General features: G+C 70.6%; 13 protein-coding genes. 5 read left to right on the top strand and 8 right to left on the bottom strand.

Translation table 11 applies throughout. The features are described 5' to 3' along the window. Positions 1 to 61: 61 nt before the first annotated feature. Positions 62 to 997 (bottom strand): NADP-dependent oxidoreductase, encoded by a 936-nt coding sequence (locus OG285_RS29380; RefSeq protein WP_371792678.1) that lies wholly within the window; start codon positions 995 to 997, stop codon positions 62 to 64. Between the two features lie 279 nt (positions 998 to 1,276). Between OG285_RS29380 and OG285_RS29375 the strand changes: the two genes are divergently transcribed. Together OG285_RS29375 and OG285_RS29370 are read left to right on the top strand one after the other, a co-directional pair. Next, the gene (locus OG285_RS29375) at positions 1,277 to 2,299 is read left to right on the top strand and encodes a phosphotransferase family protein (protein WP_356829713.1); all 1,023 of its coding nucleotides are present in this window, start codon (positions 1,277 to 1,279) and stop codon (positions 2,297 to 2,299) included. A 7-nt stretch (positions 2,300 to 2,306) separates the two neighbouring features. After that, complete coding sequence (locus tag OG285_RS29370; protein WP_371792677.1) at positions 2,307 to 3,521, top strand: acyl-CoA dehydrogenase family protein; 1,215 nt, start codon at positions 2,307 to 2,309, stop codon at positions 3,519 to 3,521. A 147-nt stretch (positions 3,522 to 3,668) separates the two neighbouring features. On the opposite strand, the gene OG285_RS29365 is transcribed toward OG285_RS29370, so the two are convergent. The 3 genes from OG285_RS29365 to OG285_RS29355 form a co-directional block, all read right to left on the bottom strand. Further along, on the bottom strand, positions 3,669 to 4,265 hold the full coding sequence (locus OG285_RS29365; protein WP_356829718.1) for a TetR/AcrR family transcriptional regulator: 597 nt from the start codon (positions 4,263 to 4,265) through the stop codon (positions 3,669 to 3,671). 131 nt (positions 4,266 to 4,396) lie between these two features. Then, positions 4,397 to 6,091 (bottom strand): class I adenylate-forming enzyme family protein, encoded by a 1,695-nt coding sequence (locus OG285_RS29360; protein ID WP_371792676.1) that lies wholly within the window; start codon positions 6,089 to 6,091, stop codon positions 4,397 to 4,399. Then, entirely contained in the window at positions 6,088 to 6,849 is a 762-nt protein-coding gene (locus OG285_RS29355; RefSeq protein ID WP_371793647.1) for an SDR family oxidoreductase, read from the bottom strand. Before OG285_RS29355 ends, OG285_RS29360 begins: the two co-directional genes overlap by 4 nt. Before the next feature lie 118 nt (positions 6,850 to 6,967). On the opposite strand from OG285_RS29355, the gene OG285_RS29350 reads away from it, so the two are divergent. Next, the gene (locus OG285_RS29350; RefSeq protein WP_371792675.1) at positions 6,968 to 8,218 is read left to right on the top strand and encodes an exo-beta-N-acetylmuramidase NamZ domain-containing protein; all 1,251 of its coding nucleotides are present in this window, start codon (positions 6,968 to 6,970) and stop codon (positions 8,216 to 8,218) included. A 63-nt stretch (positions 8,219 to 8,281) separates the two neighbouring features. Here the strand turns inward: OG285_RS29350 and OG285_RS29345 are convergent, their stop codons facing one another. Further along, entirely contained in the window at positions 8,282 to 11,059 is a 2,778-nt protein-coding gene (locus OG285_RS29345) for a penicillin acylase family protein (protein WP_371792674.1), read from the bottom strand. Positions 11,060 to 11,273: 214 nt separating this feature from the next. Here OG285_RS29345 and OG285_RS29340 point away from each other — a divergent pair, with 214 nt between their 5' ends. Beyond that, positions 11,274 to 11,885 carry a hypothetical protein gene (locus OG285_RS29340; RefSeq protein ID WP_356829726.1) on the top strand — a complete coding sequence of 204 codons (612 nt, stop codon included), beginning with the start codon at positions 11,274 to 11,276 and terminating at the stop codon, positions 11,883 to 11,885. A 15-nt stretch (positions 11,886 to 11,900) separates the two neighbouring features. Here the strand turns inward: OG285_RS29340 and soxR are convergent, their stop codons facing one another. Then, complete coding sequence (gene soxR / locus OG285_RS29335) at positions 11,901 to 12,386, bottom strand: redox-sensitive transcriptional activator SoxR (RefSeq protein WP_356829728.1); 486 nt, start codon at positions 12,384 to 12,386, stop codon at positions 11,901 to 11,903. Between the two features lie 243 nt (positions 12,387 to 12,629). On the opposite strand from soxR, the gene OG285_RS29330 reads away from it, so the two are divergent. Then, on the top strand, positions 12,630 to 13,091 hold the full coding sequence (locus OG285_RS29330) for a MaoC family dehydratase (RefSeq protein WP_356829730.1): 462 nt from the start codon (positions 12,630 to 12,632) through the stop codon (positions 13,089 to 13,091). 126 nt (positions 13,092 to 13,217) lie between these two features. On the opposite strand, the gene OG285_RS29325 is transcribed toward OG285_RS29330, so the two are convergent. Then, complete coding sequence (locus OG285_RS29325) at positions 13,218 to 13,841, bottom strand: TetR/AcrR family transcriptional regulator (RefSeq protein WP_371792673.1); 624 nt, start codon at positions 13,839 to 13,841, stop codon at positions 13,218 to 13,220. A 104-nt stretch (positions 13,842 to 13,945) separates the two neighbouring features. Beyond that, the gene (locus tag OG285_RS29320; RefSeq protein WP_328316664.1) at positions 13,946 to 14,233 is read right to left on the bottom strand and encodes a YiaA/YiaB family inner membrane protein; all 288 of its coding nucleotides are present in this window, start codon (positions 14,231 to 14,233) and stop codon (positions 13,946 to 13,948) included. Positions 14,234 to 14,332 lie beyond the last annotated feature (99 nt).

Below are 14,332 nucleotides of genomic sequence, written 5' to 3'. Positions count from 1 at the left end.
GGGAGGATCCTCGGGGCGCCGTTCCGGGAAGTCCGGGAAGGCGCCCCGGTGCGCGTACGGGTCAGGCCGCGTCCCAGTCGACCGTGACGACGATCTTGCCGCGGGTGTGGCCTTCCGCGATGAGCCGCTGCGCCTCGGCCGCCTGCTCCAGCGGGAGGACCCGGTCGACGTGGACGGCGATCTCCCCCTGGTCGGCCAGTTCGCCCAGGACGTGCAGATCCAGGGCGTCGGGCCGTACGAAGACATAGCGCCCGCCGAATTCGGCCACGTCACCGTCGACGATGGAGGCGAGCCGGCCCTCCGGGGCGAGCAGGTTCGCCGACAGCCTGAGGGTGTCGCCGCCGACCGTGTCGAGGACCGCGTCCACTCCGTCGGGCGCCAGGGCCCGCACCCGGTCGGCGAGCCCGCCGCCGTAGGCCACCGGTTCCGCGCCCAGCGTGCGCAGATGGTCGTGGTTGTGGGTGCTCGCCGTGCCGATGACCCGTGCACCCGAGTGCAGGGCGAGCTGTACGGCCATCGAGCCGACGCCGCCCGCCGCCGCGTGCACCAGGACGGTGTCGTCGGAACGGATTTCGAGCGCGCGCAGGGCCTGGTAGGCGGTGAGCCCGGTCAGCGGCAGCCCGGCGGCCTCCTCGAAACTCAGCCGCAGCGGCTTGCGGGCGAGGGTGCGCACCGGGGCAGCCACGTACTCGGCGAAGGTCCCGCGCGAGAGGAAGTCCTCCCGTACGTACCCCATCACCTCGTCCCCGACGGCGAACTCGGTCACGGCCGCCCCCGGCTGCACCACGACACCGGAGACGTCCCAGCCCGGCACGACCGGGAAGACGGCTTGGAGCCCCGCGTCGAGGTGTCCCTCGCGGGCGTGCACATCGACCGGGTTGACCGCTGCCGCACGGACTTTCACCAGTACGGAGTCCGGCCCGACCTTGGGCTCGGGGCGCTCGCCGTACTCCAGGACCTCGGGGCCGCCGTAACGGCTGTAGCTGATCGCCTTCATGCCTACGAGCCTCTGGTCAGGCCACGCCTCGCGCAACCGGACCCCGTGCAAACGGGAGTCCGGTTCCCTCCCGGCCGACGCCGGCCGGGAGGGAACCGGACGCGGCCGAGCGGTGTATCAGAGATGTGACGACCGCGCACCGGCTGCCGGAAAAGGGCCGGGGGTGGACGGCATACCGACTGGTCGGCATGATGGGCGCAGGCGTTACGGCGAGCGTTCCAGCAGTCATCCGCGCGACGGTCCACCCGGACGGTCCGCCCCTACACACGGAGGTGCCCCATGAGCGCAGTCCATCCACCGGGAATCGACCCCGAGGCGCTGCGCGGTCATCTCGACCGGGTGCGGCCCGGCCTGGTGAGCGGACCGCTCAGCGCGCGGCTGATCGAGGGCGGCCGGTCCAATCTGACGTACGCCGTGACCGACGGGACCGGCCGGTGGGTCGTGCGCAGGCCCCCGCTCGGCCATGTCCTGGCCACCGCGCACGACATGAAGCGCGAGCACCGGGTGATCAGCGCGCTGCACCCGACGGGGGTTCCGGTGCCCGCGCCGGTGCTGCTGTGCGAGGACGAGTCGGTGATCGGATCACCTTTCTACGTCATGGAGTTCGTCGAGGGCACCCCGTACCGTACGGCCGCCCAGCTGGCGCCCCTCGGCGCCGAGCGGACCCGTGCGGCGGTGCTCGGGCTGGTCGACACGCTGGTGGATCTGCATGCCGTGGATCCGGAGGCGGTGGGTCTCGCGGACTTCGGGCGCCCCGAGGGGTTCCTCGACCGGCAGCTGCGCCGCTGGGGCAAGCAGCTGGACGCCTCGCGCAACCGCGAGCTGGCCGGCATCGACGAGCTGCATGCCACGCTCGGACGCGACCTGCCCGGGTCCCCCGCCCCCACGGTCGTGCACGGCGACTACCGCCTGGACAACGTCCTGCTCGGTGACGACGACAGGATCAACGCGATCCTGGACTGGGAGATGTCGACACTCGGTGATCCGCTCACCGATCTGGGGCTGCTCGTGATGTACAGCTCCGACCTGGGCATCCCCGAGTCGCCCGTCTCCACGACGAGCGGTGCGGCGGGCCACCCCTCGCCCACCGAACTGGTCGAGCGCTACGCGGCCCGCTCGGGCCGGGACACCTCCGCCATCGCCTGGTACACGGCGTTCGCCTGGTTCAAGCTCGCCGTGATCCTCGAAGGAATCCACTACCGCTACACCCTCGGCCAGACCGTCGGCGCCGGCTTCGACCAGATCGGCTCTCTGGTCCCCGTCTTCATCGAGCACGGCCTCACCACCCTCCAGGAAGGCTGAACACCCCATGGACTTCGCATTCGACGCGCGCACCGAAGAGCTGCGCGGCAAGCTCCTCGCCTTCATGGACGAGCACGTCCTGCCCGCCGAGGCCGTCGCCCACGAGCAGCGCGCGCGGCTCGCCTCTCCCTGGGACACCCCGGCGGTGGTGGCCGAACTGAAGGCCGAGGCGCGCCGCCAGGGCCTGTGGAACCTCTTCCTGCCGGACGCCGAGTACGGCGCGGGGCTGACCAACCTTCAGTACGCGCCGCTCGCCGAGATCACCGGGCGCTCACCGCAGTTGGCGCCCACCGCTCTGAACTGCGCTGCCCCCGACACGGGCAACATGGAGGTGCTGTTCCAGTTCGCCACCGGGCAGCAGAAGAAGCAGTGGCTGGAGCCGCTCCTCGCCGGTGAGATCCGGTCGGCCTTCGCCATGACGGAGCCGGAGGTCGCCTCGTCCGACGCGACGAACATCGAGACCCGTATCACGCGCGAGGGTGACGACTACGTCATCAACGGCCGCAAGTGGTACATCTCCGGGGCCATGAACCCGGACTGCAAGATCTTCATCGTGATGGGGAAGACGGACCCGGACGGCGCCGACGTCCGCCGCCAGCAGTCGATGATCCTGGTCCCGCGCGACACCCCGGGCCTCGAAGTCCGGCGCGCCATGCAGGTGTACGGCTACGAGGACCACTACCACGGCGGCCATGCCGAGCTGGTCCTCGACAACGTCCGGGTCCCCGCGTCCCACCTGATCGGTGAGGAGGGTGGCGGTTTCGCCATCGCCCAGGCCCGTCTCGGCCCCGGCCGGATCCACCACTGCATGCGGCTGATCGGTATGGCGGAGCGCGCCATCGAGCTGATGTGCCGGCGGGCGGTGTCCCGTACCGCGTTCGGCAAGCCGCTGGCCCAGCAGGGTGTCGTACAGAACTGGATCGCGGATGCCCGGGTCACCGTGGAGCAACTGCGGCTGCTGGTCCTCAAGACGGCCTGGCTGATGGACACGGTGGGGAATCGCGGTGCACACACGGAGATCCAGGCCATCAAGATCGCGACGCCGCGTGCGGTCATCGACATCATCGACAACGCGGTGCAGCTGTACGGCGCGGGCGGGGTGAGCCAGGACTTCCCGCTGGCGGAACTCTGGGCCGGGGCAAGGACGCTGAGGCTCGCCGACGGGCCGGACGAGGTGCATCAGAGGTCCCTGGCGAGGCGCGAGCTGAAGAAGTACCTGTAGCGGAAAGGTGGTTGCACCGGCGGGGGCGGGCGTTCCCCCACACCCCCCCCCGGCGGTGCGGCCACCCCGCCGCTGAGGCCAGGTCCATCGGTGCGGACAGGCCCATCGGTGCGGGCCGGCCCACCCGTGCGGACAGGGCCACCGGGGCTACGGGCGCAGCGCCCTCAGCAGCAGATCCGCCAGGTGGTCGGCCAGTTCTCGCGGGGTCAGCGGGCCGTCCGGGCGGTACCACGTCGACAGATGGTGCACGGACCCGAAGTGGTAGTCGACCACCAGATCGGCGGAGGTGGCCTTCGAGAACACCCCGGTGCGCTGGCCCTCCTCGACCAGCGCCCGGAAGCGTTCGTGGTAGCGGCGCCGTTCCAGCCGTACCTGCTTGTTCTTCTCCGGGCTGAGGTGGTGCATCGAGCGGAAGAAGATCGCCGCGTCGTCCAGATTGGCGATGGTCGTGACCACGACGTCCGCCGCCGCCTCGCGCAGCCGTTCCTCGACGGGCGCGTCAGCGTCCGCGAAGGCGTCGAGCCGCTCCTGCTGGAGCCTCAGCACCCGGGAGTAGACCTCCTGGAGCAGATCCTCCTTGGAGCCGAAGTAGTGGTAGAGGGCGCCCTTGGTGACCCCCGCCGCTTCGACGATCTCCTGGACGGAGGTCCGGTCGTAGCCGCGCTCGGCGAAGAGCCGGGTGGCGGCGGCCAGCAGCCTCTGCGGGACGGGGACGCCGTTCCCGTCGGTCGTTCTGGCTGCCATCGCCGCCACCTTCCGTCCGTTCATGTGCTCGTCCTGCGTGTGCTCGCTGTGCGTGTACTCGTTCTGCGTGTGCTCGTTCTGCGTGTGCTCGCTGTGCGTGTGCTCGTGCGGTGGGTCTCTGCCCGCGCCGTTCACTGCGGGGAACGCAGTTCCCGCCTCAGGATCTTCCCACTGGTGGTCTTCGGCAGCTCGGGCAGGATCTCGACCTCGCGCGGGTACTTGTACGCCGCGAGCCGCTCCTTGCAGTAGGCGGCCAGCTCGGCCGGGGTCACCGCGGGCCCGGACTCGCCGGACCCGGACTGGCCGGCCCCGGGCCCCGTGGGCCGCAGGCTCACGTACGCCTTGACCGACTCGCCGCGGTAGGGGTCGGGGATCCCGACCACGGCGGCCTCGCGTACCGCGGGATGGGTGTACAGCACGTCCTCGACCTCGCGCGGCCACACCTTGAAACCGGAGGCGTTGATCATGTCCTTCATCCGGTCCACGACATAGAGCCAGCCGTACCGGTCCATGAACCCGATGTCACCGGTGCGCAGCTCGCCGCCCGGGAACGCGTCGGCGGTGGCGTCCGGACGGTCCCAGTAGCCGGAGACGACCTGCGGTCCGCTCACCACGATCTCGCCCTGCTCGCCGAAGGGCACCTCGTCCCCGTTGACGTCCAGGATCCGCACCACGGTGTCGGGGCCCGGCACACCGACCGAGAGTGTGCCCGAGACCGGGTCGACCGGGGCCTCCAGCTCGGGCGGGACGGAGGCGCACGGAGCGGTGCACTCGGTGAGTCCGTAGCCGTTGCGGATGTACGGGCCGAACCGCTCACGGAATCCCTCCACCAGCGCGGGCGGCAGCGGTGCGCCGCCCGACGAGATCACCTCGAAGGAGGCGAAGTGGTCCGGGGTGACCGACGGATCGGCCGCGAGCGCCATGAAGGCCGTGGAGGGGCCGACGGTGTACGCGGGACGGTGCTCGGTGAACGCGTCGAGCACCACTCCGGGGTGGAACCGGTAGGCGAGGACGAGGGTCCCGGCGTTGGCGACACACGCGGCGAGTTCGCAGACCATCCCGGTGATGTGGAAGAGCGGCGCGAGCGCGAAGTACGCCGAGCCCTCCGCGACGGGGTGGCCGGTGCGCTGGCGCTCGGCGTTCACCATGATGTTGGCGTGCGCGTTCATCGCGCCCTTGGGAGTCCCGCTGGTGCCCGAGGTATAGCTGATCAGCGCCACGTCGGTGGCGCGCGGATCGCGGTCCGCGGGGGCCGGGAGCCCCTGCCGGGCCACCGCCAGCAGATCGTCGGTGTCGGCGGGACACGGCAGCCGCTCGAAGCCGAGGACCCGTGCGTCGTCGCGGGTCTGCAGATCGCGTTCGCAGGCGGTGAGCGCGAACCTCAGGGGGGAACCGGCCGCGGTCTCGCGCAGATACGCCTCCCAGGCGCGGTCGGAACAGACCAGCGCGGTGACACCGGCGTCCCGCAGGGCATGACCGACCTCCGCCGATTTGTACATCGGGTTGAGCGGGACGACCGTGGCGCCCGCCTTCCAGGCGCCGAGGAGCGCCAGCACGAAGTGCGGCGAGTTCTGCAGCATCACCGCGACCCGGTCGCCGTGGCCCACGCCCCTGGCGGCGAGGTGTCCGGCCACCGAGTCGGAGAGTGCGTCGGTCTCGCGGTAGGTGAGCCGCCCGTCGAAGTAGGCCAGCGCGGGGTGTTCCGGTGCGCGGGCCACGGCGTCGCGGAACGCGTGCACCACGCTCGCCTGCGGGTGCACGGGGCGGCGCTGGGCCTCGCTGAGCCGGCCGAGCCAGGGCTTCGCCGCGTAGATCGAGGTGCTCACTGTCCGGCCTCCCACTTCTGCTGGAGGTGGTTCATCCCGCCGATCCACCGGTCGGGCTCGGCGGCCCGCGCCTGGTAGTACTCGGCGACCTCGGGGTGCGGCAGCACCAGGAACCGGTCATCGGCGATGGCGGCGAAGAGCGCGTCGGCCACGTCGTCGGGTTCGATCGCCGTCGGGGCGAGCACCAGTTCGCCCGCGGACCCCGCCGCGGTGAGCATGTCGGTCCGTACGCCCTGCGGGCAGATCGCGTGGACCTTCAGCCCGCGGTGGCGGTAGGTGAGCGAGAGCCATTCGGCGAAGGCGATCGCACCGTGCTTGGTGACGCTGTACGGCGCCGCACCGATCATGGTGAGCAGCCCGGCGGCCGACACGGTGGAGACGAACCGGCCCTCGCCGCGCTCCAGCCAGTCGGGCAGCAGGGCCCGGGCGGCGCGGACATGGGCCATGACGTTTACGTCCCAGGCGGCGGCCCAGACCTCCTCGTCGGCGAAGGGGTCACCGGCCGAGCCGAGACCGGCGTTGGCACAGTAGACGTCGATCCGTCCGCCGAGTGCTTCACGGGCGGCGTCCACGATCGTCGAGGCGTCGCCGGGCACCGCGACCGCGCCGATCCCGTCGGCCACCGCACGGGCCTTGGCGGCGTCCAGGTCATTGACCACGACACGGGCTCCCTCTGCGGCGAACCTCCGGGCCAGCGCCGCGCCGATACCGCCGCCCGCCCCTGTGACCACTACACGCGCGCCGTCGACCGTACCCATCACGACCTGCCTCTCCGTTGAATGCACCAGCAGACTAACCAGTCGGTATGCGGCAGGGGAAGGGTCGAGAGTTAGCCTGCGTGGCCATGACACTCGGCGAGATCATGGAGGTAGCCCGATGAACCTGTCCAGGCGGGGACTGCTGGCCGCGAGCGGAGCCGTGGGCGCGCTGGGAGCCGTGGGTGCCGCGGCACAACCGGCCACCGCGCAGGGGAAGCGCGCCCGGGTCCGTACCGGATTCGACCGGCTGGCCGCCGATGGCTACGGGCTGCTCGACGGGAAGCGCGTCGGGATCGTCACGAACCCGACCGGGGTCACCCAGGACGTCCGGCACATCGTCGATGTCATGCACGCCGACAAGAACGTGAACCTCACCGCCGTCTTCGGCCCGGAGCACGGATTCCGCGGCACGGCGCAGGCGGGCGGTTCGGAGGGGCGGTACGACGACCCGGCGACCGGCCTGCCGGTGTACGACACGTACACCAAAAGCGGGCAGCCCCTCGCCGACATCTTCACCGCGTCCGGTGTGGACACGGTGGTCTTCGACATCCAGGACGCGGGCGCCCGCTTCTACACGTACATCTGGACGCTGTACGACTGCATGGAGGCGGCGGCGCTGGCGGGGCTGCGCTTCGTGGTGCTGGACCGGCCGAACCCGGTCACCGGGCGGGCCGCGCTCGGCCCGGTGCTGCACAAGGAGTTCGCCACGTTCGTCGGGCGGCAGCCGATCTCGCAGGCGCACGGGATGACGGTGACGGAGCTGGCGCGGCTCTTCAACGGTGAGTTCCTGCCGGAACCGGTCGAGCTGGAGACCGTGCGGATGTCCGGCTGGCGGCGCGGCGACTTCTTCGACGCGACGGGGCTCCCGTGGGTGCCGCCGAGCCCGAACATGCCGACCCCCGACACCGCTCTCGTCTACTCGGGGACCTGTCTGTTCGAGGGGACGAACCTCTCCGAGGGGCGGGGCACCACCCGGCCGTTCGAGCTGCTGGGGGCCGAGGGGATCGACAGGCGGTGGGCGGAGGCCGCCAATGCGCTGGAACTGCCCGGAGTCGCCTTCCGTGAGGCGTACTTCGCACCGACGTTCTCCAAGTTCGAGGGGAGGACCGCCGGTGGTGTGCAGCTCCATGTCCAGGACCGTGCGGCGTTCGACCCGGTGCGGACCGCCATCGGGCTGCTGGTCACGGCGAAGAAGGTCTGGTCCGGATTCGCCTGGCGTTCTGACGACTGGATCGACAAGCTGACCGGGTCCGCGCAGGTCCGCACGGCGATCGACAAGGGTGCGGACACCGACGAGGTGGTGGCGGCCTGGCAGGGCGAACTCGCCGCCTTCCGGTCCGTCCGCGAGCGGTATCTGACGTACCGCTGAGCAACTGCCGCGGGCCGGAACGGAGTTGCCCGTTCCGGCCCGCGGCCCCGTGCCCCGGTCCGTCTACCGGTGCGAGGGGAACTCCACGACCTGCTGGTACGTGGGCCGGTTCTGCCACTGGATGGGCCAGAACTGCAGCCCGCCCAGCGGACGGTGGATGATCGCGTCCGAGCACCACTGGTCACCGGCGGCGCAGCTGTCGTCGCCGGGGTAGACCTGCGCCGGGGTCTTGGCCGCGGCCTGGCCCAGGGTCGAGAGCAGCGCGTCGCGGCAGGCGCTCAGGTCGCCCCCGCCGCAGTACGTCTTGCCCAGCTTGCCCTGTACCGGGCGGCCCAGGACCGTACGGATGTCCTTGTCGACATAGCTCCACCAGCCGTACTGGAAGGCCGATCCGGCGTGGGCCCCGGTGGGTCCGTGGCCCGCCGACGGCGACTCGTCGACGGAGAGGTTGGTGGTGAGCGCCGAGTAGAGGTCGTCACCGAGCCCCGGCTTGAACTCGGCCTCCACCAGCAGCGGCCACCAGGCGTCCATGATCCGCACGGCGTCCGGATGGGTGTAGACGTGCGAGCTCTGGGCGTTCTCCTTGCGCTGGGTGCCGTCGGCCACCCAGGCCTCCAGCTGTTCGACGGCCTTGGCCTCCGCCGGGTCGGTGACCGGCCGGCTCCGTACGACGTCGAGCAGTTCGGGCAGGACGTCCTCACCGCGCAGGTCGGTGACGGCCGCCTCGGCCATGGCGCGGGTCAGCCCGGCACGGGTGACGCCGCCCTTGGCGACGAGTTTCGCCACCCGGTCGCCGAGCAGGTCGACCCGGTGCACCGAGCCGTTGCCGAACCCGGCCGACGAGTAGTCCTTGGCCTGCTTGTTGTTCCACGAGACGTAGTAGTCCTGGCCCACGGACTGCGGATGCTGGGTGGCCGGGGTCACGTCGGTGGTGTAGTGGTCGGGGTCGAAGCCCTTCCACTCGTAGGCCGGCTCGGCCCTGACCGGCAGGGAGGCGTCCACCCCGGCCGCGCGCACCGGGTTCATACCGCTGTTGAAGTAGGCGGCCTGCCGGGAGTCGGCGTAGAACCAGTTGAAGGTGTAGCCGATGTGGGAGGCGGCCTCCTGGAAGGTCTTCGCGTCCTTCACGTACCCCGGGTCGTTCATCATCTGGAAGCCCACTATCGAGTCGGCCTCATGCCCGTACGTACTGCGCAGCGAGGTGTAGGCGACGGGTTTGCCGCCGACGGTCGCGCGGTGGGTCACGATGCCGTACTTGGTGCGGTAGACCTGCATCCGGTAGGACCCGGCCGCCGTGGAGTCGGCGACCGTCGGCGTCCAGGAGTTGGTCCGCTCCATCTTCTCCATCGGAGTGCAGACGCCCCGGAAGAGGTAGTGGGTGTCGTCCTGGCAGAGCTCCACCGCGTAGGTGTCGGTGATGTCCTGGCCGGCCGATGTGGCGCTCCACGCGTAGTCCTGGCCGCGGCCCAGCTGGATGTACATGCCGACACCGGCGAAGGAGACACCGCGGGCGCTGATTCCGGGGCCCTGGAGTTCCTGGAGCATCAGCAGCTGCGGCAGGAAGTACCCGGTCTGCGGTCCGAACACGGCGACCGGGTTTCCGCTCGCGGTGTGCTGCCCCGAGACGACGAGGGCGTTGGACATGCCCTTCTTGCTGCTGAACAGGTCGGTCGGCAGCACCCCGTTGTCGTACATGCCCTGCACGGGCTTGAGCTTCTTCGGCGCCTTGACCGGGGTCCTCGCCTCGGTCTTGGCACCGCCGGACCGGTCGTACACCAGCGGCTCGGCCTTCACCGAGCCCGGGTCGGGCATCGCGGTGCCCTTGGGGTCCGCTGGTTTGTCCGCGTAGGGGAAGCTGGTGCCGTCGTGGACGGTGAGGGTCGCCTCCGGGTCATTGCGCTCCCGGAAGGACTCCCAGACCTTGCTGCCCTCGGTGACGCCGTACTTCTGCTGGGCCGAGAGCAGCGAGAGCGCGGCCTGGACCTCGCCGCCACCGCCGCCGCCGAAGAGGCCGCCGACGACCGAGGCGAGCGCGATCATGTCCGTGATCTTGAACGGTTCGATCTCGCCCGCGTTGGTGATCGCGTTGATCTTCCCGGTGAGGACGTACTCGCCGGGGAAGTAGCGGCCGTCCTTCGACTTCTGCCGGTAGGAGTTGATGCCGTCGACGTACGCCTGTGCGTCGTCCATGGCCTGCTTGCCGCGTGCGCCCTGGGCCGCTATCCGGTCGGCCTGGTCCTGGAGGTCCTGCTCGGTGTACGGGGCCATCGGCCAGAACTCCTGCTCCAGGCCCTGGTTGGCGAGTGCCCCGCCGGCGAAGGAGGTGAGCTCGCCGCGGCCGATGTGCCGGAAGAGGTCCATCAGCCAGAGGCGGTCCTGGCCCGCCGCGTACCCGGCGCCGAACTCGGTCCCGTAGCGCGTGGTCCCCTTGATGTGGGGTACGCCGGTCTTCTTGTCCCGCGTGATGCTGACGTCGTCGCGCGGCTTGGTGACCGAGGCCACCTGGTCGTCGGGGACGCCGAACGAGCCGTCGTTGAAGAAGTTGTTCAGGGTGGAGTCGGTGAGCGACGGGGCCCCGGCGGGCAGCGCGTCGTACGGTCCGAGCTGGTCCGCGCTGTGCTCGGGACGGGTCCCCAGCGCACGGTGCGCGAGGATCTGGGCGAGGGTGGCGTTGCCGTTCTCACCCGGCGGCAGGATGTCGTTGCACTGGCTCTTGCAGTAGTCGGTGACGGGATCCGCGGCCGCGGCGGTCGCCTGCGGCAGCGGAGCCATCAGGCCGGCGCCGAGCGCGAACACCGCTACGGCGATGGCAGTTCTGAGCTTTCCGGTGCGTCGTCGCATGAATGCTCCTGAGGGGGAAGCCGATGAGACGGACGTTACTGGCGGGGTGACCCGTCAGTAAGGTGAACATGCGTCACCTTTTCCGAATCGACACACAGGTGCGGGACCGGTCGAATCGATGATGGCAGCCATCGGGAATTCGATGGAGCCGAATCGGGTAGCCGTACGTCCATTGACTGACGCAGGAGTTTTCAGCGACGGAGGTGGCAGTGCGATGGCCGGTTTCCGGAGTCTCGCGAGACAGGTGCGCGATCCCCACCACGACCTTGCCCTGCGGCGGTATTCGCTGCGCAAGTGTCTGGAGAGGTTTGCCCCGTACGGACACAGGGCGACCTGGGACCATCTGTGTGCCAGGCATCACATCGGGCCCGAGGACCGGGCCCCGGATCCGGCGCGGCTGGTGGCCGCGCTCGACGAACTGGAAGAGGCGCGGACCGTCTGGCTCGCCTACGAGGCGGAGTTCGCGGAGCGGCGCAAGCGGGAGAAGCACGACGGGATACGGCGTCCCGGCGCCTTCGACGACTGGCACCGGCGCACCTGGGGCGGCTGCGGTGTGGCCTGGTGCGGCGACCCCGCCGTGCATCCGTCCCGGCCCCTGGCGGAGGTTCTGCGGCGGCTGATTTCCGCCCTCAGGGCCGACCCGGCCGGCGCCTGCCCGGTGTGCACCGAGAAAACGATCACCTGGACCTCGCGGGGCGGACGGGAGCCGTGGTCGGGGCCGGTCTGCAGCCGGTGCGGGATCCTCGTCCCGCAGCCGGTCCTCACCTCCACCGCGCTGGCCCGCGCGAGGAGCGCCCGGCACACGGCCCTGGCCTCGGCGGCCTGAGGACGGGCGCGGCCGTCAGCCGGCCGGACCCTCCGCGGACGGGTCGGGGGGTCCGGGCAGCAGCCTCGAACCGGTCATGCGGTCACCGACGGTGTCGTCCGGGTTGGACAGGACACAGTTCTCCAGCGACAGACAGCCGCAGCCGATGCAGTCGGTGAGATGGTCGCGGAGGCGGGCGAGCTGGGCGAGGCGGCCGTCGAGTTCGGCGCGCCAGGCGGCGGAGAGTCGCGCCCAGTCCTCGCGGTTGGGCGTGCGCTCGTCGGGCAGCTCGGCGAGCGCGCCCCTGATCGTGGCGAGCGGGATGCCGACGCGCTGCGCCGCGCGGACGAAGGCGACCCGGCGCAGCGCGTCCCGGGTGTAGCGGCGCTGGTTGCCGCTCGTCCTGCGGCTGGTGATCAGCCCCTTGCTCTCGTAGAAGTGCAGGGCGGAAACGGCGGCTCCACTCCGTGCGGAGAGCTGGCCGACCGTGAGCTCTTGGACCTTCTCTGGAATGTGCGGCACTCCGCAGAGCCTACTGCCCGTCGCTGCCGACGACCGGCCGTACGAACAGTCGTATGAACGGCCGCACGGTCGGTCGCCGAGGCTCCCGGTCGTCGAGGCCCGCGTCGTTGAAGCTCCGACGTCGAGGCCGGTCGTTGACAGGGGCGGGCGCACGCGACAATGCTGAGCAAGCGCTTGGACACCTCACTGCGGCCGCCGGAGCGCCGCCGGTCGCCGGGACTGTTGGGAAAGGCAGGATCACGCATGGCAGAGCCGAGGATCTTCACATCCGCCGATGAGCTGCGCGCCGGAATCGGTGAGCAGCTGGGGCCGAGCGACTGGCTGGAGATCGACCAGAAGCGGATCGACCTCTTCGCGGACGCCACGGGCGACCACCAGTGGATCCATGTCGACCCGGTGAAGGCCGCGGCGGGCCCGTTCGGCACGACCATCGCCCATGGCTATCTGACCCTGTCGCTGCTGCCCACGCTGGTCCCGCAGATCATGCGGGTCGAGGGAATGAAGATGGGCATCAACTACGGCACCGACAAGGTGCGCTTCCCCGCCACGGTGCCGGTCGGCTCCCGGCTGCGGGCCACGGCGGTCCTCACGGATGTGTCCGAGGCGGGCGGCGGCGTGCAGGTGACGGCCGCGGTCACGGTGGAGCGCGAGGGCGGCGACAAGCCGGTGTGCGTGGCGGAGTCGGTCTCCCGCTACTACTTCTGATCCGGACGGGTTCCGATACTTCTGATCCGGACGGGTTCCGATCCGGACGGGTTCCGATCCAGACGGCTTCCGATTCCGGACCGCCGCACCCCCGAGGTGCCGGGCCGCCGAGCCGCCGGGCCCGTGCTACTTCCGGGCGGAGACCATCCGCAGGACGAGGTCGGCGTAGAACACGCCGACCTCGTCGGGCGTTCTGCGCCCCTCCACGTTGAACCAGCGCGCCACGTCGATGCAGAGCGACAGCACGGCCAGCGCGGTCCCGGGGACGTACGGGACGTCGAACTCCCCCGCCTGCACGCCGTCGTTGATGATGCGGCGCACGGCGTCGTCGCTCCGCCTGCGGAGTTCGACGATCTCGGTGCGGTGGTCGTCGCCGAGCGCGTCGAGTTCGTACTGCACGACACGGGCCGTCGTATGGTGCCCGGCGTGCCAGCGGACGAAGGAGCGGACGGCCGCCGCAAGCCGTTCGGCGGGCGCACCCGGGCCGTCGGCCGCTGTCTCCAGGATCTCCAGGGCCTTCTCGTGGCCGATCCGGCTGATCCGGTGGAGCAGCTCTTCCTTGGTCTTGTAGTGGATGTAGAGCGCGGCCGGGCTCATTCCGGCGCGGCCCGCGATGTCGCGGGTCGTCGTCGCGTGGTAACCGCGTTCGGCGAAGGCCTCGACCGCGGCGACGAGCAGCCGCCTGGCGGCCTCGGGGCCGACCTCCGCCCAGGGCTCCTCGCCGCCCGCCGTCTCCTCCGCCGTGCTCATTGCTCGCCCCTTCCGCCCGTGACGCAGCGCTGCTGCAGGACGCACACCATACCCCGAAGGTGAGCAAGCGCTTAGGACACTGGCCGGGGCGGCGGCAACGGCCGTCAGAGCTTCTGGAACGGATCGTGCTCGGCGAGCAGCTTCTCAAGCCGGGCCTGGTCCACCCTGGTCACGATCTGGCCGGCCTCCTGCCGGTCCCTGATGACCTTGGCGAGGGTGAAGGCGGATGTCGTGAGGTAGAGGAGCCCGAGACCGAGGAAGGCCCGCACCCAGACGTTGACGTCCAGATTGAGGATGCCCAGGGCCATGGCCGCCAGTGCTACCGCGAAGGACGCCACGGCCTGGCCGAAGTATGCGGCGGTGTTCTGCTGTCGGACCGGTGTGTCACTCATGGGGACAGCATCGTGCGGATGCGGCGCCGGTCATATCCGTACAGCTACTCAGCTTCGGGTTCTGGTGCCCGCCCGGCCCGGGACCGTCAGCGAGACAGG

Source organism: Streptomyces sp. NBC_01471 (assembly GCF_041438865.1).
Taxonomy (GTDB): domain Bacteria; phylum Actinomycetota; class Actinomycetes; order Streptomycetales; family Streptomycetaceae; genus Streptomyces.
The sequence above is the reverse complement of the archived record's forward strand: the minus strand, read 5'-3'. Positions and strand labels throughout refer to the sequence as shown.

Excerpts from the sequence above, each read along its gene's own strand:
- OG285_RS29380 (WP_371792678.1), bottom strand. The coding sequence starts at position 997 with ATGAAGGCGATCAGCTACAGCCGTTACGGCGGCCCCGAGGTCCTGGAG.
- OG285_RS29375 (WP_356829713.1), top strand. The coding sequence starts at position 1,277 with ATGAGCGCAGTCCATCCACCGGGAATCGACCCCGAGGCGCTGCGCGGT.
- OG285_RS29370 (WP_371792677.1), top strand. The coding sequence starts at position 2,307 with ATGGACTTCGCATTCGACGCGCGCACCGAAGAGCTGCGCGGCAAGCTC.
- OG285_RS29365 (WP_356829718.1), bottom strand. The coding sequence starts at position 4,265 with ATGGCAGCCAGAACGACCGACGGGAACGGCGTCCCCGTCCCGCAGAGG.
- OG285_RS29355 (WP_371793647.1), bottom strand. The coding sequence starts at position 6,849 with ATGGGTACGGTCGACGGCGCGCGTGTAGTGGTCACAGGGGCGGGCGGC.
- OG285_RS29350 (WP_371792675.1), top strand. The coding sequence starts at position 6,968 with ATGAACCTGTCCAGGCGGGGACTGCTGGCCGCGAGCGGAGCCGTGGGC.
- OG285_RS29345 (WP_371792674.1), bottom strand. The coding sequence starts at position 11,059 with ATGCGACGACGCACCGGAAAGCTCAGAACTGCCATCGCCGTAGCGGTG.
- OG285_RS29340 (WP_356829726.1), top strand. The coding sequence starts at position 11,274 with ATGGCCGGTTTCCGGAGTCTCGCGAGACAGGTGCGCGATCCCCACCAC.
- OG285_RS29330 (WP_356829730.1), top strand. The coding sequence starts at position 12,630 with ATGGCAGAGCCGAGGATCTTCACATCCGCCGATGAGCTGCGCGCCGGA.
- OG285_RS29325 (WP_371792673.1), bottom strand. The coding sequence starts at position 13,841 with ATGAGCACGGCGGAGGAGACGGCGGGCGGCGAGGAGCCCTGGGCGGAG.
- OG285_RS29320 (WP_328316664.1), bottom strand. The coding sequence starts at position 14,233 with ATGAGTGACACACCGGTCCGACAGCAGAACACCGCCGCATACTTCGGC.